We start from the raw sequence: 20,360 nt of genomic DNA, 5'->3' as shown, positions 1-20,360 counted from the left end.
AGCCGATCGAACCGGTGATGGTCCGTTTCGGACTCCCGGTGCTGGCGCTCCCGATCGGTCGGGCCCTGGAGGCGCTGTCGGTCGGGGTCGGTTTCGGTCCAGAAGTGCCGGGGGCGCGGGCCCGGGGACGGCCGCTGATCCTCGATCGGCGGCGGGGACGGTTCCGGTTCGGGGTCGGTCTCGGGTGGGGGCGGGTCGGGCAGTTCGCCGCGCCGGTGACGGCCGGTGCGATGGTCGGGCCGCCACAGCGGGTTGCCGTACGGACCCCGGTCGTCGATGTCGAACGGCTTGCCGCCGATCTGCCAGGTGTCCCCGGGCCGGTGGCGCAGGTGCGGGGGCTCGTAGCGCGGGTGCGACGGGTCGGCCTCGGGGTGGGACCAGTCGAACTCGGCGCTGCTCTCGAAGGTTTCGAGGGCAGGGTCGGACCCGCTCACCAGATCGGTGTGAGCTGCGGAAACGATCCTGTTTTGCTCTGGTGTGACGGCCCGTTCGTGGCGTAGGCTAACGCTGACCACGGGAGGACTCCTCTCGGGTTAGGAGGTGGACCGCCAAGGTGATTGGCGTCAGTGAGGCGGTCCACCGACCGATATGTATTTCGATCACACGCGGATGCGTGTACGACCGAGGATGACGCGCGAACCCGGCGTAGTCAACCAGCAACACACCTACCCGCCGGTAGACGACGATTTGTTCGACTCCAGCACGAACCCACGCGAACGGTGTAATGCGATAGTGTGCGACCCGTAAGTGGCCCCGCGCTCAATCCATGGAATAGATCACATCAGGCCGCTCGAGCACCCGATCGACCACTTGATCATCGAGGGCGCTATCCAAACCTCATGCAGAGAGCGCCAACTGTTCAGCGAGCAACTCGTGGCTGGCGGGGAGCGCGAGGAGTAGCGCCTCCGGGAGCTCACCCTCACCCTGGCCATCAGCGACAGCAGCAGACTCATCATCGGTCCTGGCCCCCACATGATTCCAATAGTGACATTGACGGTTGCGAGTACGCTTTGGTTACTGCAAGCGTCGTTTCTCCCGCATCGGGGTTGCAGGACTGTCGAGTCCGGTGGTGTTCGATGCCGCTTCTGTGAGACTGCGTCGCGTTTCGAGGAAGGTCTGGGTGTTTGGGTGTGTCGACCTCGGGCTGGCTCTTGGCTGTCGATATCGGTACATCCAATACCGTCGCGGCCCTCAGCGAACCGGACGGGCATCGGCGCTCGCTGCTGTTCGACGGTTCACCGGTCCTGCCCTCGGCGGTCTTCCTCGAATCGGACGGCACCTTCCACGTTGGCGGCGACGCGCAGCGCATGGCGCAGTTGGATCCGGCGCGGTTCGAGCCCAACCCCAAACGCCGTATCGGCGCCGGGGAGATCCTGCTGGGTGAGGACACCGTCCCTGTAGCCGAGGTGCTGGCTCAGATCTTCGGCCGGGTCGCCACGGCGGCCCGAGAGGCCGCCGGTGCGCTGCCACCGGTAGTGCTGACCTACCCCGCCGGGTGGGGTCCGGTACGGCGCTCGCTGTTGATCGCGGCCGCGCGCCAGGCGCAGTTGCGACCGGTCAAGCTCGTGGCCGAACCGATCGCGGCCGCCTGCTACTTCACCGACCATCCCGACGCGGGGACCGACGGCCCGTTGGCGGTGTTCGACCTCGGCGGCGGCACCGTCGACGTCGCCATCCTCGACCGGAGCCCGGAGGGCGGTTTCATTGTTGTGGCCCATGATGGTCTGGACGACCGGGGCGGGCTCGACATCGACCACGCTCTGGTCGGGCATCTGGGCACCCTGATCGCTGAAGATCATCCCGAGGTGTGGGGGCGGTTGAGTCTGCCGCTTGAGGCCTGCGACCGGCGCAACCGGCAGCTGTTCTGGAACGACGTCCGCGACGCCAAGGCGATGCTCTCGCGTGCCGCCACCCCCCCGATCGCCGTACCCGGGGTCGATGCCGCATTGCACCTGACGCGTGAGGAGGTCGAACGGCTCGCCGAGCCGATCCTGAACGATGCGGTCACGCTCACCGGTCGGCTGATCGAGCGCACATGCCGGTCCGCGCCGCCAGGTGAGGTTGCGCTGGTCGGCGGCGCGAGCCGGATGCCGCTGGTCGGTCGCCTCCTCCACACCCGCCTCGGCCTCGTGCCGCTGGGGTTGGAACATCCCGAACTACCGGTCGCCCACGGCAGCCTCCTAGCCCCGGCCACAGCAGAGATAGCCGACGCCGAGGAGGCCACACCCGCACCGCCAGTACTGGTCCAACCTTCCGCGCCGGGCTACAACCGTCTTGCGCCCCAGGCCGCTCCGACGGGCGACAGCCCGACCGCGGGCCGGCCGGGCTCTGGCTCGAGTGGGTATTCGTACCATCCGGTCGACCCGCACACCCCAGCCATCGATCAACCTAAAGAAGCACAGCCCATCGAAGTCGCCAGTGCTGGACCCGAGCCCTCGCAAGCAGCAAAGTCGCCGACGACTGCTGCTGACGGAACCGAGTCTGTGGCGCCTGATTCGCAGATCACCGAACGGCCAGGCTCGACGCGCCCGCGAGCGGCATCGCCTCGCGACCGGAAGCCCTCAACGCTGACGAACAGCGTGAAGGCCCCTGTCCGCTCTCGAACGTCGCCGTCTCCAACCAAGAAACGGCGTCACATCGGTCTGGTGAGGGTGGTTGCGGCAATGGTGGTGCTCGGGCTCGTGGGAGTGGTCGCCAGTGCCGTTTTCAGTGACACTGATGCAGACAGCGGCAACGAACAAGACGCGGATACGCAAACCGCCACGGAAGAGAGCTCGCCTCAGCCATCCAGCAACCCCACCACGGACGATGAAGACCTTCCGCTTCGCGTATCCAGCAACTCCACCATGGAACTGGAAGGCCACGCCGAGTCGGTGTCCGCAGTGGCGTTGGGTGAGTTCGAAGGCCGACCTGTGGCCCTGACCGCCAGCGAAGATCACACGGCGCGAGTGTGGGACCTGGACACCGGCGAAACCCAAACGGTATTGGAGGGCCACACCGACTGGGTGAACGCGGTGGCGTTGGGTGAGCTCGACGGCCGACCTGTGGCCCTGACCGCCAGCTTGGACTACACGGTGCGTGTGTGGGATCTGGACACCGGGGATGCCCGAACGGTGTTCGATGACGACACCTACTGGGTGAGAGCGGTGGCGTTGGGTGAGTTCGGAGGCCGACCGGTGGCTGTGGGCCAACCTGTGCGCCGGACCGCCAGCGAAGATCACACGGTGCGAGTGTGGGACCTGGACACCGGCGAAACCCTAACAGTGTTGGAGGGCCACACCAATATGGTGAACGCGGTGGCCTGGGGTGAACTCGACGGCAGGCCCGTAGCCCTGACCGCCAGCAACGATCACACGACGCGGGTGTGGGAGTTCGAAATCGAATGAAGTTCTGTTCGGCTACCTTGTCGCTAAGAACATTCCGACAGCCTCGACCGCCTCGGAGGTCTTGGTGGTTTTGGCGGTCCCGTATGTAGCTCCACTCGCATCAGCCCCTCGAGCAGCACCCCCGACAGCAAGCAAGGACAGCCGATAGCACTAGCGAGCACCCGACAACCACTCGCGGTGGGAGGCTTGGCGTGTTTCAGCTCGAACGGTCGCACCAGTATCTGGTGTCGGCCGAGAGCAGCAGATAGGCCAGGAGCGCGCTCAACCCCAGGTTCACAATGCTGCCCAGACTGCCGGTCAGCAGAGTGAGCAGCGATGCGAGTCCGCTGAGGATGTAAATCACCGCCGCTGTCCAGACTGCCCAGATCTGCTTGGCATGTATGCAGATCGCCAGCACTGCGAGGATCGCCGCGGCACCGAACAGGACCCACTTGATGTTCGGATCGAAGCGGCTGTCGAACGTCATAGCTCCTAGCCCGATGCCGATTGCAACAGTGATCCACATGAACACCACCGCGAACTTGGCGGACCCGGGCATGGGTTCCTTGTATCCACTTGAGGACATCTGACACCTCACTCAAAGATTCCCGAGGGTGGATGCCGAGTGTAGGAACAACATGCAACCAGAGATCTGGATCTTTCAATGCATATTCGCGGAGGCGGATCGGAAGTGCCGCGGGGACTTCGCGAATGTCGCCCGCGGCGCTTCCGCTACTTCGCTATTCGGATCGTGTCGAGGTAGACGCCTCCGGCGCGGAAGCGCAGGTATAGGTCGTCGATCCCCTCGGCCCCAGTCAGCTCGGCCTCGGCGTGCTCGAAACGCTGGCGGCCGCCGGTGATCGGGACCCGGACTTCGGCCAGCAACCGGCCATCTGCGGTTCCCCTGCGGACCTCGACCACCGGGTCTGCCAGGTCCGCCCAGTCGGCGGCGGTGGTGGCCGCGCGGAGTTCGATGGTCTTCGCGCCCTCCAGGTTCACCTTGGTGAAGCCGACCAGGTCGCCGGGCCTGCGGCTGGCGACCGAGTGGTAGCCGCCCCGGCGGGCCAGGGTGTTCCGCTTCGAGACCTCCCAGTAGGTCATGCCCTTCGCGATCGTGGCCTTCTCCCAGATGTTCGCGGTCTCGGAGAGATCGAGCTCGCCGATCGACTCGCCCGCGATGCGGACGATCCGCTCGGCCGCGGTCGCCTCGTCACCGGCGAAGAACGCGTAGTTCCCGGTCTCCACGACCCGGGTGCCGCTCACCACGTCCCACACGAACAGGTCCTGCGGGTCCACTTCGATCTCGACCCGCCTGGTCTCGCTCGGGCCGAGGTTCTTCACGCGCGTGAAGCCCGCGAGCTGCTTCGTCGGGGTGCGGTCGCCGTAGGCCGAGTCCAGAGAGCGGGCGAACAGGAGCACCACTTCGTCCGAGGCCCGGTCCCCCGTGTTGGTCAGGTCGAACGAGGCGGTGAACGGCTCGTCGGCCGAGACCTCGCCCGGGAGGTCGAGTGGACCGTACTCGAAGGTCGTGTAGCTCAAGCCGTGCCCGAACCGGTAGACCGGCTCGGCGGTGGAGTAGCGGTAGGTGAGCCCGGCCGAGATCACGTCGTATTCGAGCATGTCGACCTCGTTGACGCGGAACTCCTCGGTCACCGGCCCCGGCTTCGGCAGCAATTCGGTGTCGGCGAGCCAGGTCGCCGGGAGGCGCCCGGCCGGGGAGTAGTCGCCGAACAGGGCCTCGGCGATCGCGGTCCCGGCCGCCTGTCCGGCGTGGGAGGTGTAGAGGATCGCCCCCACGTTCACATCGGCGGCAATGTCGCCGATCGACAGCGGGTACGCCGAGACCACCACCACGATCGTGCGGCCGGGTTTGGCGGCGGCGACCTCCCGTACCAGGTCTCGCTGGTGCCGTGCGAGGTCGAGCCCGGGGCGGTCATAGCATTCGCGGGCGTTCATCAGCGGGTGGTTGCCGACGAACACGACCGCGTAGTCGGCCTCGGCCGCCACGCCCGCGGCCTTCCGAGGGCCGTCGGTCACCAGCGTCTCCGTCAGCGGCATCTCGGGCACGCCCCGCCTCAGCGGCAGCAGGCCGTCGTCGGCCACCGAAAGGTGGAACGCGTCGGCGGCGCTGCCGGAGGCGTTGTGGTTGAGCCCGAAGATCGAGACCTGTTCTCCCACATGACGATAGTGGAAGTTCTGGAACGTGAACCAGGCGTTCGCGTCCTCCATCCGCTCGTCGTCGGCGCGCATGAGCGGCCCGGACTTCGAGGCGCTGACGCCGGCCTGGTTGATGAAGTCCTGCTCTCCCCCATCGTCGAGAATGTTGGCCGAGACGAAGGTCCCGGTGCCGGTGTTGCGGAACATGTACTGGTCATGGGCCCAGTCGAAGACCTCGAAGGTCTCCTTCTCACCGATCTGGTCGGCCGCGGCGCGCAGGGCCCCCTCGTCGTCGACGGTGACGTAGCCGCTCTCGGAGCGCCAGGCGACGGCATGGTTGCCGCGGTGGTGGATGACGTTGTCCGTGCCGAGGCGCTCGCGGATCGCCTCCAGCGGCGTGACGCGGCGCTCGTCGGGGACCAGCGGGCTGTAGTAGTCGCGCAGGTTGAGGTCGGAGAGCGGCCCCAGCACCGCCACCTTCGGCGATTCGCCGAGCGGCAGCAGCGAGTCGTTCTCGAGCAGCACCAGCTGCTCGCGCGCGGCCCGGAGCGCCAGCTCGCGGGAGGTCTCCTTGTCTTCGGGGTGCGCAGTGACCTCGATCCGGTTGTACGGGCACGAGTCGCCGTCGAGCCGGCCCGAAAGCACCAGGAACGTCAGCCAGTCGCGCACGACCCGGTCGGCGTCGGCCATGGTCAGTCCGAACAGCCCGCGGCGGACGGCTTCGGCGGCGCTCTCGACCAGGGGCAGCTCGGAGCCGTCGGCGAAGTTGGTCTGCCCGGCCTTGAGCATCAGACCGCAGGCCCACACGCCCAATTCGCGCTCGTCGAGCTCGCGGCCCTCTTCGGCGGCGAGCGAGGCCGGGTAGGGGACGTCGCCGGCGGCGGGCACTTCCCAGGTGTCCCACGGCTCGCCCTTGGTGGTGTGCAGGTTGACCGCGTCCCAGCCGTCCGGCAGAAACATGAACCCGCCCGGCGCCCATTCGCGCCGCAGCTCCTCCATCATCGGCCCGATGATCGCCGGCACGCCGTTGACCAGGTTGTAGGCGGTCATCGCGCCGAGGACCGCCCCGGCCTCGACCGGCTTGCGGTAGGGCACGGCCTGGTACTCGTAGAGCGCGCGCACGCTCATCGACGCCGAGGTGCGGGCGCGGTGCAGCTCGTGGTTGTAGCCCAGGAAGTGCTTCATCTGGGGCAGCACCCGCACCCAGTTCTCGTGGCGGCCCCGCAGGCCGTGCGCGTAGGCGGTGACCATGGCGCCGACGTGCAGCGGGTCCTCGCCGAAGCCCTCCTCGTAGCGCCCGGCCAGGGGATTGGAGCGGATGTCGGCGACGGGGCCGAACCCGGCGAGCACGTCGGGGTCGCGCTCCCGCATCTCGGTGGAGACGACCTCGCCGATCCGTTCGAGCAGGTCGGTGTCCCAGGTGGCGCCGAGGCCGATCGCCTGCGGGAAGAGGGTGGCGTTCTCATGGTGTCCGGAGCCGTGCAGGACTTCGGCGAAGCGGTTGTCGATGCCGGGCAGTTCGAAGCCGTCGGCGAGGGTGAGTCCTGCGGGCACGCCGCGGAAGCAGGTGAGCTTCTGCTCGTCGGTCATGAGGGCGAGGATGGCCTCGACGCGCTCGGCCACGGGGCGCGAGGTGTCGAGGTAGGCGGGTTCGGCCATGGGATTCCGTTCCGATCGGGGAATGTCCCCACCACATTACGACGCATGATCATACTAATTCAAGCGGCTTATGCCGCTGCTACGCTTCGTCCATGAGTTTTCTCCAGCGCCGGATCGAGACCGCCGCCGAGTACGAAGCCCCTGCTCACGAGGTGTGGGCGGTTCTGACGGACTTCGCGGCTTTCGGCGAGTGGAACCCGTTCATGGTCGCCGTCTCCGGGCAGCTGGCCGAGGGCGAGCGGCTGGAGGCGACGCTGATGCGGCCGAACGGGAAGCCGATGCGGTTCCGCCCGCAGGTCCTGCGGGTCTCCCCGGCCCGCCAGATCCGGTGGCTGGGGCGGGTGGGCCCGGGCGGGCTGTTCGACGGCGAGCACTACATCGTGCTGGAGCCGACCGAGGACGGCACTACCCGTATGGTCCACGGCGAGCGGTTCACCGGTCTGCTCGTGCCGTTCATGGGCTCGCTGATCGCCGAGACCGAGCAGCGCTTCGAGGCGATGAACACCGCGCTCGGCGAGCGATTGGCCGCGCGGAAGTAGGGCCGGTGCCGCGGAGTTCCGCGGCACCGGCCCTGACCGGTGTATCCCTCGTGCGGCTTAGAGCAGGCCGGCTCCGGCCGTCTCGGTGACGCCGGAGACGGTGTCGGCAACACCCTCGGGGGAGGCGTTGCCGAGCAGGCCGCCGGCGAGCGGCACGTCCTGGACCGGGAGGTTCCCGGTCACGGTGTCGGCCGCGCCGGAGACGGCGTCGAGACCGGGCGCGCCCCCGGTCGGGAGCTGCTCCTCGGCCACGTCCAGGTCCGCCGACTCGGTCTCGGCCGACTCCTGGTAGCCGTCGCGCTTCTTGTGGCTGCCTTCGTCGTCGGGTTCGTCGATTTCGGCTTCGGAGCCGCCCTCGCAGCTGGCGTAGGCCGTGCCGAGGATCGCGACGGCGTTGCCGCACACGTTGATCGGCGCCTGGATCGGGGCGAACAGCTGGTTGCCGTTGCCCAGGCCGGTGTTGTCGTGGGTCTCCATGCCGCCGGAGCCGCCGTAGGAGGCGTCCGCGCCGCCCTCGCACTCGGCGCCGCTGGCGCCGCCGATTGCGATCGCGTTGCCGCAGGCGTTGATGGGCGCCTGGATCGGCGCGAGCAGCTGGTTGCCCGACAGCGCGCCGATGTTGTGGTGCGTGGTGGTGTCGCCGCCGGCGTTGCCCGACTCGGGCAGGTTCGCCTGCGAGCCGCCCTCCGACTCGGCCCCGGCCGCCCCGCCGACGGCCGCGGCGATGCCGCTGACCTCGGTGGGAGCCTGGACGGGGGCGAACACCTGGTTGCCGTTGCCGAGCCCGGTGTTGTCGTGGGTGTGCAGGTCGCCTCCGGTGGAGCCGAAGGTCGCCTCGGAGCCGCCCTCGCACCCGGCCTCGGCGTGGCCGAGGACCGCGGCGGCGACGCCGCAGATGTTGACCGGCGCCTGGATCGGCGCGACCACCTGGTTGCCCGAAACCGCGCCGACCTGGTCGTGCGTGTGGATGTCGTCACCGGTGGCGTAGGCCTGGCCTGCTCCGGCGAGGACCACCGCGCCCGCGGTGATGACAGAGGTCTGTGCAGTCTTACGTGCCCATGAGTAGTTCACGAACCGTCACCTTTCAGGGAAATCGTTCTCGTTGTTCCATCACGTATCCCCCGTGAAGCTCCGTGGCCCCGACGACTTGTGGGCGTTCCGAAGGCGAGCTGGGTCTCGCGGGAAGCGGGTGTCGTCGAAGCCGGGAGTGGTTGTAATCCGGCGGCGGGCCGCCCTGGATCCGGCCCGTGGCTCGGGGCCGGCCCGCCCTCCGGTTTCCGCCGGCCGCGAATGGATGCGACGGTGATGTCCGTTCGCGGCCGCGGCGGTCGTCTTCTTAGAACGGCAGCGGGACCGGCAGGCCGCCCCCGAGGTTGCCGAGCAGGTCGTCGACGGGACCAGCGGGGGCCTCGGCCTGGCCCTGCTGCTGGTCGTCGCCCTGGTGCTTCTTGTCGGCCACGGCGTCCGGGTGGTCCTCCTGCTGCGGCAGGACGGCGCCCACGCCGGGAAGCTGGTCGGCCGGGACCGCGTCGAGCCCCGGAATCGCGTCGGTGGGGACGGGAAGTCCGTTGGCGGGCAGCGGGAGACCGTCGGTGGGCAGGCCACCGAGCTGCTCGGGCGCGGCTTCTGAGGCCTGAGCGCCCGATCCCGCGAACAGCAGAGCCCCCGTGGCGAGTCCTCCGACGAGGGCCGCCTTACGCATAGTGCGCATTTCCATCTGCTTGAGTTGCCTTTCTTCAGAGCGAGCTGACTTGGCCGCGCAGCCACCCTGAATAACTGGCCGGAAGCGGAAGCGGTTACGCCCGGACGCGAAGAAATTCGAAAAAGTCGCCCAGCCGACACTCTGCGCCGGTTTTGCCCTAATCCGCGGTGTTCTTGTGCTGCTTGGCTTCCCACACGATGGCCACGACGATGACCACGGCCCCCAGCAGGGCCAGCAGGATCGGGCCGACCAACGACCCGGTCGGGGCCTGGAGCTCGTTCTGCTCGCTCTGCCACGGCCACAGGGACCGGAGCGAGCCGAGCATGAGGCCGGCCAGGACGGCCATCATGGCCTGCCGGCGGTGGTGCAGCAGCCACTGGAGGAGCTTGACGAACGAGCCCAGGCCGACCATCGCCCCGAGCGCGAAGACGCCGATGAAGGCGAGGTTCCGCTCGTCCAGGGCGTGCTCGACGTGCACGTACAACCCCATGGCCAGCAGCAGGAACGAGCCCGAGACTCCCGGCAGCACCAGGGCGTTGATGGCTATGGCGGCGCCGAAGAACACCAGCCACAGCGGTGGGTCGCTCACCTCGTTCTGCGGCAGCCCGGTCAGGAGGAACGCCGCGATCGCACCGGCGACCAGCAACACGCCGTCCAGGAGGCGGAACCGCTGCGGCATCATCCGCAGCGGCACCGCGACGGAGGCGGCGATCATGCCGAAGAACGCCGCGTGCGTCGGCACCGGATGCTCCTCCAGCAGCGGGGCGATGGTCTTGATGGCCAGCAGCAGGAAGACGGCCATCCCGACCAGGACCGGCACCAGCAGCGGCCAGTCTATGGCCGCCAGCGCCCGCCTGCCCTCGGCCAGTCCGCGTCGCCTCGCGATGCCCGAGACCAGAGTGCGCAGGGCGTGCAGCAGCTGTCCGGCCGCGTCGATCAACTGGTCGTACAGGCCGACGACCAGCGCGATGGTGCCGCCTGAGATCGCGGGCACCCCTTCGGCGGCGCCGATCAGTCCGCCGCGGACGGCCAGCTGCGGGGCCGAGCGCCAGGAGGTGCGCCGCGGCCGGGGCTCGCCGTCGACGGGGACCGGCCCTTGGTCGGTGCTGCGGTAGATCGTCACGTCGTCAGAGTAGCCTTGTCCGGCCCCGAGCGCCTCGGTCGTACGGCCCATGCGGTTCCCGGGCGCACCGGCCCGATCGGGCCGTGCCGTTCGCGGGGCCTCGATGTCGCGGCGCGTGCAGAGCCGGTCCATACTTGTGGGTAAATCAGCGCGGCGTGGGAGGGAGGGTCTCGATGAGTCGCACGGTCGGGCCGTACAAAGATGTCGCGACCGCTCGAGTCGAAGGGGCCTACGAGCTGTGCGAGGGCGCCGACGAGACCGGGCGCCCGGTCCAGATCCTCACCCTCGGCTCGGCCTCGTCCAAGGACCCGGCCCGACGCGGGCTCCTGTCGGACACCGTCGCCTGGGCCTACGCCACCGCCGGTCCCGATGACGCCCCGATCCTGGTGGCGGACTTGGAGGCCGAGCAGCCGTACGTGGTCGTGCTGCGCGATCCGCGGATGCGCGGGGCCGATCGGATCATGGACCGGCTGCTGACGCTCGGCCCGGCGACCGGCCCGCTGCCGGTCGGACCGCCCTCCCACTCGAACCGGCCGCAGGCCCCGGCCTCGCCGGCGGCCCCGGCCCCTTCCGCGCCGCCGATGTCCCCGCCGGTGGCGATCCCGCCGCCGAAGAAGCGCAGCCAGCTCAAGCCGATCCTCATCGGCGTCGCCAGCGTGCTGGCGATGATCGCCCTCGTAGTGGGCGGCTGGATCATCTGGAGCACCCTGGCCGGAGGCGATTCGGACTCCTCGGCCCCGGCCGTGGAGTCGGCCGACGAGCAGTCCTCCGCCGCGGCCCCCGAGGAGTCGTCGGCGGGCGACGCCGAGGCCCCGCCGTTCCCGGAGTGGAACCCCGACACCGAGGGCATGTCGGTGGCCGGGTCCTCGTTCGAGGAGGGCGACGAGACCACCGTCGTCTCCATGGAGGGCTGGCCGTTCGCCTTCCTAGTGCCGCCCGACTACGAGTGCCGCGAGGTCGACCGGACCGCCGACTGCACCGCCCCGGACGGGCAGTCCACGGTGCTGGTGTCCTGGTCGGCGTGCGAGGCGGAATGCGACGACGACGCCCGCGAGGGGCTCCAGGAGGAGCTGCCGTACCAGCCGCTCCAGGTCTACGAGAACGGCGACATCGGATTCTCGGTGCGCGAGCCTCCCGGGGAGTGGAAGGCGTCGCTGAGCGTGTTCGTCGACACCGGCGACCAGGTCCTTCACGTTACGGCCGTGGCCTCGATGGACGCCGACCTGGCCGAGACCGACGCGCAGCCGATCCTCAACGACGTGCTCAATCAGTCCAAATTGCTCGAGGACTCCGAGGAGTAGGAGTCCCAGGCTTCCAGCGCCGAGGCGACGATCGTCTCGTCCCGCTGGGACCCGACGGTCACCTGCGGGCCGAAGCCGGCCTCGGCGAGCAGCTCGTTGTATTCGGGCAGGTCGTATGAGCGAAGCAGGTTCCGGGCGGCCTCGCGGTGGTCGTCGTCGATGTCGACGGCGGTGAGCATCGGGTAGGTGAACTGTCCGATCTGGGCCGCGGCACTGGGGGCCTGGAGCCGGTCGCCGCCTTCGGCGTTGTGGGCCCGGACCTGGTGGGCGGACATGACCTCCTCGCCGGAGGCGGTGATGTTGTCGCCGACGCCGAACACGGTGATCCACAGCAGCTCCGCCGGGTCGGCGCGCGGATCCTCCACGGCGACCTCGGCCGCGGTCGGGTCGACTGCGGCGGGGTCGTCCTCGGCGGGCAGCGCCAGGCCGACGGGGCTGGAGGCGGTGGAGGCGTTCATGACCTCCCACCGCTCGCGCAGTCCGCTCTCGGGGACGTCGAGCCACAGGTCGGTCTCGGGGATCCACACTTCGGCCCCGGACTGGTCCGCCTCATCGGAGGCGACCGGGATGATCTCGAAGTCGGCGCACACGTCGGAGCCGCGCTCGGGCGCGCCGCCGCCGGCGTCGACGAAGTCCTCCAGGACACCGGCGATCTCGGGGGCGGCCGCCACGGTCAGGGTCACCTCGTCGTCGCAGGAGCGCACGTGCGCGATCGCGGCGTTGAGCGTGTAGGCCGTGACCGGCGCGAACACGGCCAGTAGCGCGACACCGCCAAGCAGCCGGCGGCCCTCTTTCGAGAGTCGTCGTGGTCTGCGGTGTCTGCCGGTCACACTACAAGTGTATGGCCGGACACAGTTTCAGTCGAGTTGCGGTAATTCTGTTATCTACCCCCGACCGACGGTGACCGCCGCCGGCCGAAGGAGGTCCTAGCGGCGGCGGCGCCGCTTGGGCGGGGTCAGCAGGTCGGCCACGATCCGCATCGTGTCGGGCACGAGGCGGAAGTAGGCCCACACACCGCGCTTGTCGCGCTCTACCACCCCGGCTTCGGCCAGGATGCGCAGGTGGTGGCTGACGGTCGGCTGGGACAGGCCCAGCGGTTCGGTGAGCTCGGCGACGCAGGCCTCTTGATCTGGAGAGGCCTGGATGAGGCTGATGAGCTGCAGCCGGTTTGGGTCGGCAAGTGCTTTAAGGACACCTGCGATGCGCTCGGCATCGGCCTTGGAGAGCGTCTCCCCGCTGACCGGTGAAACGGGCGTCTCGGCCTCTACGGTGACTCGCACCATGATCGCGTTCCTTCCGGATGGTTCCCAGGCGGTGCTGGAGCTCAGGCCGCGCTGCCATCAATCCAGTTCCAACCCTGAATATGCCCTTGTCTTGTAGCCGGACGGTAACGACGACACTTCCGGCACGCAAAGGGTTCGGTTCCTCGGACTCGGATCGGATTCGGAGCTGCACCACGGCTCCTACCTGATCCAACGACGAGATTACGCCGTCCGCGCCAGCCGGGCCAGCGCTGACGGATGATCGGTTTCGCACCCCGGGGACCTCCGCCTGCCGGTCGCAGAAGCACTACCAGGTGTTATATCCAAACACACCTATATTTAATCGTTTGCCAGTTTCTTTGGTGAGATGGAGGTCACGCAGCGTTGGTGATCCGCGTCTCATCATCTAATACGACGGCGGAATCGCAGCACAAGATGCGTGCCGCCGGCCCTTATTGGATGTTTCATATATGTTTCGGCGAAACCGATTTCCGATACTTGAAGCCTAGCAAGCCTGACGCGAAGACGGGCCCCGCGAAGGCGTTCGCGAGGCCCGTCTTAAAAGATTCTGATCTATTCGTCAATCTCTCGGGGCGGCCGTCGAGGCCCGCTCGATCAATTCCGCCGGCACGGCCACCTCGTCGGCGACCGCCCCCTCCTCGTCCAGGGCCGCCTCCAGCGCCCTGACCCCCATCTCATGCAGCGGCAACGCTACCGTCGTCAACGACGGAGTGAGATCGCGCACCACCGGGATGTCGTCGAAGCCCGCCACCGAGACCTCCTCGGGAATCCGGACCCCGCCCTCCCGCAGCGCCGTGCACAGGCCCGTGGCCTGCACGTCACCGGTCACGAACACCGCCGTCGGCCGCGAACCGTGCTCGAGCAGCTCCCGCCCGGCCTGATAACCGCCGTCGCGAGTGAACTCCGAGGCCACGTGCACCACCTTCGCGTCGCTCGGCAGCGCCTCCATGAACCCGTCGCGGCGCTCCCGCACCACCTGCAGCTGCTCGGGCCCGGACACCACCGCGAAATCGCGGTGCCCCAACCCGACCAGATACCGCGCCAGCGCCGCCGCCCCCTCGCGGTTGCCCGGACTGACCACTCGGCCCGGCAGCCCGGGCTGGCCCACGCTCACCACCGTCGCGCCCAGCTCCAGAAGCTCCGAGAGCTGATCGGACAGCCGCTGCTCGGCCTCGGCGTCGACGGTCCGCGAACCGGCCACGATCACCGCCCGCGGCCGGTAGCCGCGCAGCGAGTCCAGGTGCTGAACCTCCGAATCCGGGTCGATGCCCGTGTCGGCGATGAGCACCCGCACATTCCGGCGGGCCGCCTCGGCCAGCACCCCGCCGGCGATCTGCCCGAAGTACGGGTCGGTGACATCGTGGAGCAGCAGCGCCACCGTCTGCGAAGTCGAGCGCGCCAGCACCTGGGCCCCCACGTTCGGCGCGTATCGCAACCGTCGCGCGGCCTCGCGTACCCGCTCGCTCAACTGATCGCTCACCCGATGCGGTGAGCCGTTGAGCACGCGAGAGGCGGTTGCCACCGAGACACCGGCGGCTCGGGCGACGTCGGCCAGTCTGGCCGGTTGTTTGCGTTCCATTTCGCTGAGGCTACCGAGTGCGGGAAAGCGCTGCTCACGCGGTCCTCAGGCGACGATCCCTCCACAAACGCCAAGCCACAAGCGCCACGGCCGCAACTCCGACCCCCGCCGCGAGCACCTTCAACCGGCCCGGACCCGACATCGGCTCCCGCACCGGCACCGGACGCCGGAACGACAACTGCGGCCAGCCCTCCTCGGCCGCCAACCGCCGCAGCGCCCGATCCGGATTCACCGCCCGCGGGAAACCCACCGTCCGCAGCATCGGCTCGTCGGTGATCGAATCCGAATAGGCGAACGAGACGGCCAGATCGATCCCGCGCTCGGCCGCGAACGCCTTGATCGCCTCGGCCTTCGCCGGCCCCGCCGCATAGAAGTCGATCTCGCCGGTGTACCGGCCGTCCGCGCCCACCACCATGCGAGTGGCGATCACATCCGTGACTCCGAGCATCCGCCCGATCGGCGCGACCATCTCCTCCCCCGAGGCGCTGACCAGCACCACATGCCGCCCGGCCGCCCGATGGGCCTCGATGAGCGCGGCCGCCTCGGCGTACACGAACGGGTCGATCAGATCGTGGAGCGTCTCGTTCACGATCTCGGCCACCTGCCCCGCCGGCCAGCCGCGCGACAGCGCCGCCACATAGTCGCGAGTGCGCGCCATCTGCTCCTCGTCGCTGGAACCGCCGAGGCGGAACGCCAGATGCGAATAGGCCACCTTGAGCACGTCGCGGCGGCCCAGCAGGCCCCCCTTGTAGAGCGGCCGACTGAACGCCAGCGTGCTGGCCTTGGCGATGACGGTCTTGTCCAGATCGAAGAAGACCGCGCTGGCATGCGGGGCCGGTGCGGGCCCGGTCGAGAGTGCCGGTGAGCCGCCTCTCGGCTCCTCTGAGTCCATGCGGCCAGTCTAGGCCGAACCACCGACGCCGACCCGCCGTTATTCCCGGGCTGTCGGAACCGGCCCGTAGGCTTGCGCCATGCCGAAAAGCCAGCGCATCTCATACGCCTGCGCCGCCTGCGGCCACCGCGTCCCCAAATGGGTCGGGCAGTGCCCCGACTGCGGCGAGTGGGGCTCGATGGAGGAGACCGTCGCCCCGCCCAGACAGGCCGCCTCCCCCGCGGCCCCCGGCGCGGCCGTCAGGCGCCCGGCCTCCCCGGCGCAGCGGATCGGCACCGTCTCCTCCGAACAGGCCGCGAGCCTGCCGACCGGCATCGGCGAATTCGACCGCGTCCTGGGCGGCGGGCTCGTCCCCGGCGGCGTCGCCCTCATCTCCGGCGAACCGGGCGTGGGCAAATCGACGCTGCTGCTCGAAGTGGCGCACCGCTTCGGCGAGGCCGGCTACGGCCGGGCCCTGGTCGTGACCGGCGAGGAGTCGGCCGCGCAGGTGCGCCGCCGCGCCGACCGCACCGGCTGCCTGTCCGAGGAGCTCTACCTCGCCTCCGAGACCGACCTGGGCGCCGTGCTCGGCCACATCGAGGACGTGAAGCCGTCCCTGCTGATCCTCGACTCGGTGCAGACCGTCCTCGCCGGCGACACCGACGGCGTCCCCGGTGGAGTCACCCAGGTCAAGGCCGTGGCCAGTGCGATCATCGCCGAGGCCAAGGCCAGAGGCATGGCCGCGATCCTGGTCGGCCACGTCACCAAGGAGGGCAACATCGCCGGGCCCCGGGCCCTGGAGCACCTGGTCGACACGGTGCTGCACTTCGAGGGCGACCGGCACTCGATGCTGCGGCTCCTGCGCGGGGTCAAGAACCGCTTCGGCCCGGCCGACGAGGTCGGCTGCTTCGAGATGGCCGAGGACGGCATCGTCTCCCTCGCCGACCCGTCCGGGCTCTTCCTCGACGACGCGCCATCGGAGCCGACGCCCGGCACGTGCGTGACGGTCACTATGGAGGGCCGCCGGGCGGTGCCGGTCGAGATCCAGGCGCTCGTCGGCAAGTCCGTGAAGGACGGTGCGATCCCGCGGCACACGGTCTCCGGGCTCGACCAGGCGAGGCTGAACATGGTCCTGGCGGTCCTGACCCGGCGCGGCGGCCTGCGGCTGCTGGACCGGGAGGTGTACGCGACGACGATCGGCGGCATCCGAGTGCGCGAACCGGCCTCGGATTTGGCCCTGGCGCTGGCGCTGGTGAGCGCCGAGCAGGAGATCGCTGTGAGCGCCGACTTGGCGGCGATCGGCGAAGTGAGTCTGACCGGCCAGGTGCGGCGCACGGTCAACGCCGATCGCCGCGTCAGCGAGGCGTCGCGGCTGGGCTTCAAGACCGCGATCGTCCCGCGAGGCTCGGTCTCCGAGCGCCACACGGGGATCGAGGTGATCGAGGTCGAGACGGTGAACGACGCCAAGCAGGCCGCGGCCCGCTCGTGGGCCCGGCGGGGCTGACGACCTCCGGCCGAATCGACCCGCCCTCTGAAACTCGAATGACTCCGCGTGCCAACGCGTCGGGGCCCGGCGGGGCTGACGAGCCCTGCCCGGTCCGACCCGCCCTTCGAAACTCGAAGGACTCCGCGTGCCAACGCATCGGATGGAGCGATGTTGGGCCGAGGTGCTGCCCGCGAGCTACTGCGCTGGCCCGGACGATTCCACTCGGAAACCCTCCGAAAGTTTCCGATAATGTCCAACATCAATCCACCCCCAGCTCGCCTCTCATCTAGTCCAATTCACCCCCACAGTGACCGATTAGTGCTGGAATATAGCACTCACCGTGGTCCCATTTGCACGAAAAATCTTCCGATAAAGTTCCGGAAAGTATTGACAGCCATCAGTGTCACACCCATAATTAGTCCACTGAAAGACATCGATAGGTGTCGATCGGGACCGCGCCCGCGGCTCCGACCACCGGCCGTCCCGACCGTGACGGTCGGCCGATTACCAGTGCGCCGCACGGGGTCGGCACGCGGCGGCCCAAGGCCTTGCCACCGCTCGACCGCCGAAGCCGCGCAACGCCCGCTGGTTTCCTGCCAGCCTGCTCAAGGAGGAAACATGTCCAAGGACAAACCCCCGGTCAGCCGCCGCAGTCTGCTGCTCGGCGGCGCCGGCGCACTCGTCGCCGGCTCGTCGGCGTTGCTGCTGCCCGGAACCGCCAATGCACAGCAGACCATCACCACCAACCAGGAGGGGACCCACGACGGCTACTACTACTCGTTCTGGACCGACACTCAAGGCAGTGTCTCCATGACGATGGGCTCCGGCGGCAACTACTCCACCCAGTGGAGCGGCACGAACAACTTCGTGTGCGGCAAGGGCTGGGCCAACGGCGGCCGCCGCACCATCAACTACGACGGTTGGGTCAACCACGGCAGCAACGGCTACCTGGCCCTCTACGGCTGGACCGCGAACCCGCTGGTGGAGTACTACATCGTCGAGTCCCACGGCCCCTACAACCCCAGCAGCAGCGGTGAGACCCGCGGCTCCTTCTACGCCGACGGCAGCGAATACGACCTCGTCCACGCCATGAGGTACGACGCGCCTTCGGTCGAGGGCAACACAACCTTCGAACAGTTCTTCAGCGTCCGGCGCAACCACCGCAGCAGCGGCACCATCGATACCGGTGCGCACTTCGACGCTTGGGCGCAGCACGGCATGAACCTGGGCTCGTTCAACTACTACATGATCATGGCCACCGAGGGCTACCAGAGCAACGGAAGCTCCAACATCACCGTCGACTCCACCGGCGGAGGCGGCGGGGACGATGGCGGCGGGGGTGACGACGGCGGCGGAGGCGGCGCCTGCACGGCCGCGCTCTCGGCCGGCCAGCAGTGGAGCGACCGCTACAACCTCAACGTCTCGGTCTCCGGTTCCAGCAACTGGAGGGTCGTCCTGGACGTGCCGTCTCCGGCCGAGACCATCGCCTACTGGAGCTGCAACGCCGAATGGCCGACTTCCCAGCGGATGGTCTGCACTCCCAACGGCAGCGGAAACAACTTCGGGCTCACGATCCGGCACAACGGCAACTGGAACTGGCCAAGCGTCTCGTGCAGTTAGCCGACGCCCCGTGGGTTCTCGGCGCGGTGTTCGCAGACGCCGTGACCTCTGGACCTGCGGGGTGGGTGCGGGCGGGCGGCTGGGTGCCGCCCGCCCGCGATCTACCCGCGGGTCCCTCGCAGGAGCCGCGCGCGGGGCGCCCCGCGCGCGGACTTGTGATGGTGGCTCCCGGGACATCTCCTCCGTCCTCGCCACCGATCCTGCGAGAGGGCAATTCAGCTCGTGTGCCAGGACCGAACCAACTTGCCGTTTTTTCCATATGACATTGACACGCACCACGCAAGCCCGCAAGAGAAACTTCTGCGCCTGTGGATAACTGGTGAGATCTATTCTCGATAGTGTCCTATCTGTGGATACCTTCGGGTTATATCACCACAAATCGCCCCGATAGGGGTTCGGGTTGGTCGGTGTATCGTGCTCGGCCATGGGCGAATCGGAGATCCTTCACGACACCCGAGCGGCATATGACGATGTCGCCGAGCAGTACGCCGAGACCTTTCGCGATTCGATTCCGGAGCAGGTCTTCGACCGGGCGATGATCGGGGCGTTTGCGGAGCTCGCGCGGGCGACCGAATCGGGTGCGGTGGCCGATGTCGGCTGCGGGCCCGGGCACGTCACCGCGCATCTGCGCGATCTCGGCCTGGATGCCTTCGGGATCGATCTCTCGCCGCGGATGCTCGCGATCGCCCGGAGGGAGCATCCCGAGCTGAGGTTCGTCGAAGGTTCGATGTCTGCGCTGGAGGTCGGGGACGGAGCGCTCGGCGGTGTCCTTTCGCGCTACTCGATCATCCATGTCTTGCCGGATTCGCTCCCCGAGGTCTTCGCGGAGTTCCACCGGGTCCTCGCCCCGGGCGGTCACCTGCTCGTCGCTTTCACGGCACACGAGGACGACTCGCAGCTTGCCTGGGCGTTCGACCACAGGGTCACCACCGCTTACCGCCTTTCGATTCCCCGCGTGACCGTGCTCTTGGAGCGCGCCGGTTTCGAGGAGGTCGCCCGGCTCGTCGAGGCCCCGGGCGAGGATGCGGTCCGCGGTTTCCACCACGCGCATCTCCTCGCCCGCAGGATCCCTTGACGTCCCGGTCCGCTGCTTCCGGCCCCGCCCTTCGGGCGCGACCGATCTCCGAATCGAGCCCGAGGGCTTCGGGCTTCACACCATGCCTGGGGCCTCCATCACCTGGGTCTGCTCCATGGCCTTGACGTACTTCGGGTCCTGAAAGCGCTCGGGAACCTCGGCGGGGTCGACCTCCTCGACGCGCTCTTGAAGCCAGTAGAGGTTCCCGAAGGGGTCTCTCACCCTGCCGACTCTGTCTCCCCATGCCTGTACGTCGGTCACCGGGGTGACCACCGCCGCGCCGGCGTCGACCGCGCGCCGGATCGCCTCCTCTGCGTCGTCCACATAGAGACGTAGCAGAGCAGGAGTCTCGACCTTGAACGGGGAGTCGAACATCATCACTATGGAGGTGCCGATACGCGCTTCGGCGTGGCCGATGCCGCCGGGTTCGGGTCCCTCGACTCGGCCCAGCTCCTTGGCATCGAACGCCGCCTTGAGGAAGTCGAGCAGTCCGGCGGTGTCCTCGGTGACCATCCAGGGGGTCACGGTGCCGTAGCCGTCGGGGATCGGGGCGGGTTTCGTCGTCATCAGGACTCTCTCCTTCGGGCGGTGGTTTCCTCT

At 68.6% G+C, this 20,360-nt stretch carries 16 protein-coding genes and 1 pseudogene; 6 read left to right on the top strand and 11 right to left on the bottom strand.

Annotated features, from left to right (window positions below; all coding sequences use genetic code 11):
• Positions 1-434, bottom strand: a pseudogene (locus tag JFB92_RS07250) (hypothetical protein); the annotation flags it as partial.
• A gap of 696 nt (positions 435-1,130) precedes the next feature.
• On the opposite strand from JFB92_RS07250, the gene JFB92_RS07245 reads away from it, so the two are divergent.
• Positions 1,131-3,386, top strand: coding sequence for an Hsp70 family protein (locus JFB92_RS07245; RefSeq protein WP_307789045.1), 2,256 nt, complete (start codon positions 1,131-1,133; stop codon positions 3,384-3,386).
• Between the two features lie 196 nt (positions 3,387-3,582).
• On the opposite strand, the gene JFB92_RS07240 is transcribed toward JFB92_RS07245, so the two are convergent.
• On the bottom strand, positions 3,583-3,924 hold the full coding sequence (locus JFB92_RS07240) for a hypothetical protein (RefSeq protein ID WP_199036470.1): 342 nt from the start codon (positions 3,922-3,924) through the stop codon (positions 3,583-3,585).
• Between the two features lie 173 nt (positions 3,925-4,097).
• The gene (locus JFB92_RS07235; RefSeq protein WP_199036468.1) at positions 4,098-7,181 is read right to left on the bottom strand and encodes a glycoside hydrolase family 3 protein; all 3,084 of its coding nucleotides are present in this window, start codon (positions 7,179-7,181) and stop codon (positions 4,098-4,100) included.
• Positions 7,182-7,273: 92 nt separating this feature from the next.
• Here JFB92_RS07235 and JFB92_RS07230 point away from each other — a divergent pair, with 92 nt between their 5' ends.
• Complete coding sequence (locus JFB92_RS07230; RefSeq protein ID WP_199036466.1) at positions 7,274-7,720, top strand: SRPBCC domain-containing protein; 447 nt, start codon at positions 7,274-7,276, stop codon at positions 7,718-7,720.
• A 57-nt stretch (positions 7,721-7,777) separates the two neighbouring features.
• Here JFB92_RS07230 and JFB92_RS26510 read toward each other — a convergent pair whose 3' ends face one another.
• From JFB92_RS26510 to JFB92_RS07215, 3 genes are all read right to left on the bottom strand, one after another.
• The gene (locus JFB92_RS26510) at positions 7,778-8,791 is read right to left on the bottom strand and encodes a chaplin family protein (protein ID WP_199036464.1); all 1,014 of its coding nucleotides are present in this window, start codon (positions 8,789-8,791) and stop codon (positions 7,778-7,780) included.
• A gap of 265 nt (positions 8,792-9,056) precedes the next feature.
• Positions 9,057-9,431 carry a hypothetical protein gene (locus JFB92_RS07220; RefSeq protein ID WP_199036462.1) on the bottom strand — a complete coding sequence of 125 codons (375 nt, stop codon included), beginning with the start codon at positions 9,429-9,431 and terminating at the stop codon, positions 9,057-9,059.
• Between the two features lie 148 nt (positions 9,432-9,579).
• Positions 9,580-10,596: a DUF368 domain-containing protein gene (locus JFB92_RS07215; RefSeq protein ID WP_199036460.1), complete on the bottom strand. Its 1,017-nt coding sequence runs from the start codon at positions 10,594-10,596 to the stop codon at positions 9,580-9,582.
• A 122-nt stretch (positions 10,597-10,718) separates the two neighbouring features.
• On the opposite strand from JFB92_RS07215, the gene JFB92_RS07210 reads away from it, so the two are divergent.
• Entirely contained in the window at positions 10,719-11,846 is a 1,128-nt protein-coding gene (locus tag JFB92_RS07210) for a flagellar basal body-associated FliL family protein (RefSeq protein WP_199036459.1), read from the top strand.
• Here the strand turns inward: JFB92_RS07210 and JFB92_RS07205 are convergent.
• The 4 genes from JFB92_RS07205 to JFB92_RS07190 all read right to left on the bottom strand — a co-directional run bounded on the left by JFB92_RS07205 (position 11,813) and on the right by JFB92_RS07190 (position 15,600).
• A complete protein-coding gene (locus JFB92_RS07205) occupies positions 11,813-12,676 on the bottom strand; it encodes a hypothetical protein (RefSeq protein WP_199036457.1) in 864 nt (287 codons plus the stop codon). The two genes, JFB92_RS07210 and JFB92_RS07205, sit on opposite strands and share 34 nt — an antisense overlap.
• 96 nt (positions 12,677-12,772) lie before the next feature.
• The gene (locus tag JFB92_RS07200) at positions 12,773-13,129 is read right to left on the bottom strand and encodes an ArsR/SmtB family transcription factor (protein ID WP_199036455.1); all 357 of its coding nucleotides are present in this window, start codon (positions 13,127-13,129) and stop codon (positions 12,773-12,775) included.
• A gap of 559 nt (positions 13,130-13,688) precedes the next feature.
• Complete coding sequence (locus JFB92_RS07195; protein WP_199036453.1) at positions 13,689-14,708, bottom strand: LacI family DNA-binding transcriptional regulator; 1,020 nt, start codon at positions 14,706-14,708, stop codon at positions 13,689-13,691.
• Positions 14,709-14,742: 34 nt separating this feature from the next.
• Positions 14,743-15,600, bottom strand: a complete 858-nt coding sequence (locus JFB92_RS07190) for an HAD family hydrolase (protein ID WP_199036451.1) — start codon at positions 15,598-15,600, stop codon at positions 14,743-14,745.
• Positions 15,601-15,679: 79 nt separating this feature from the next.
• Between JFB92_RS07190 and radA the strand changes: the two genes are divergently transcribed.
• The 3 genes from radA (at position 15,680) to JFB92_RS07175 (ending at position 19,760) form a co-directional block, all read left to right on the top strand.
• Positions 15,680-17,083 carry a DNA repair protein RadA gene (gene radA, locus JFB92_RS07185; RefSeq protein ID WP_199036449.1) on the top strand — a complete coding sequence of 468 codons (1,404 nt, stop codon included), beginning with the start codon at positions 15,680-15,682 and terminating at the stop codon, positions 17,081-17,083.
• Between the two features lie 600 nt (positions 17,084-17,683).
• A complete protein-coding gene (locus tag JFB92_RS07180; protein ID WP_199036447.1) occupies positions 17,684-18,685 on the top strand; it encodes a glycoside hydrolase family 11 protein in 1,002 nt (333 codons plus the stop codon).
• 424 nt (positions 18,686-19,109) lie between these two features.
• A complete protein-coding gene (locus JFB92_RS07175; protein ID WP_199036445.1) occupies positions 19,110-19,760 on the top strand; it encodes a class I SAM-dependent DNA methyltransferase in 651 nt (216 codons plus the stop codon).
• A 75-nt stretch (positions 19,761-19,835) separates the two neighbouring features.
• Here the strand turns inward: JFB92_RS07175 and JFB92_RS07170 are convergent, their stop codons facing one another.
• A complete protein-coding gene (locus JFB92_RS07170) occupies positions 19,836-20,327 on the bottom strand; it encodes a VOC family protein (protein WP_199036443.1) in 492 nt (163 codons plus the stop codon).
• Positions 20,328-20,360: the final 33 nt, after the last annotated feature.

Origin of the sequence: Glycomyces salinus (assembly GCF_016428645.1) — a bacterium.
Classification (GTDB): domain Bacteria; phylum Actinomycetota; class Actinomycetes; order Mycobacteriales; family Micromonosporaceae; genus Glycomyces; species Glycomyces salinus.
This window is presented reverse-complemented; position numbering and strand designations above follow the sequence as displayed.

Bases quoted from the DNA above. Each gene is read 5' to 3' on its own strand.
- JFB92_RS07230 (WP_199036466.1), top strand. From the start codon at position 7,274: ATGAGTTTTCTCCAGCGCCGGATCGAGACCGCCGCCGAGTACGAAGCC.
- JFB92_RS07170 (WP_199036443.1), bottom strand. From the start codon at position 20,327: ATGACGACGAAACCCGCCCCGATCCCCGACGGCTACGGCACCGTGACC.
- JFB92_RS07195 (WP_199036453.1), bottom strand. From the start codon at position 14,708: ATGGAACGCAAACAACCGGCCAGACTGGCCGACGTCGCCCGAGCCGCC.
- JFB92_RS07210 (WP_199036459.1), top strand. From the start codon at position 10,719: ATGAGTCGCACGGTCGGGCCGTACAAAGATGTCGCGACCGCTCGAGTC.
- JFB92_RS07240 (WP_199036470.1), bottom strand. From the start codon at position 3,924: ATGCCCGGGTCCGCCAAGTTCGCGGTGGTGTTCATGTGGATCACTGTT.
- JFB92_RS07215 (WP_199036460.1), bottom strand. From the start codon at position 10,596: ATGGGCCGTACGACCGAGGCGCTCGGGGCCGGACAAGGCTACTCTGAC.
- JFB92_RS07190 (WP_199036451.1), bottom strand. From the start codon at position 15,600: ATGGACTCAGAGGAGCCGAGAGGCGGCTCACCGGCACTCTCGACCGGG.
- radA (WP_199036449.1), top strand. From the start codon at position 15,680: ATGCCGAAAAGCCAGCGCATCTCATACGCCTGCGCCGCCTGCGGCCAC.
- JFB92_RS07175 (WP_199036445.1), top strand. From the start codon at position 19,110: ATGGGCGAATCGGAGATCCTTCACGACACCCGAGCGGCATATGACGAT.
- JFB92_RS07180 (WP_199036447.1), top strand. From the start codon at position 17,684: ATGTCCAAGGACAAACCCCCGGTCAGCCGCCGCAGTCTGCTGCTCGGC.
- JFB92_RS07200 (WP_199036455.1), bottom strand. From the start codon at position 13,129: ATGGTGCGAGTCACCGTAGAGGCCGAGACGCCCGTTTCACCGGTCAGC.
- JFB92_RS07220 (WP_199036462.1), bottom strand. From the start codon at position 9,431: ATGCGCACTATGCGTAAGGCGGCCCTCGTCGGAGGACTCGCCACGGGG.
- JFB92_RS07235 (WP_199036468.1), bottom strand. From the start codon at position 7,181: ATGGCCGAACCCGCCTACCTCGACACCTCGCGCCCCGTGGCCGAGCGC.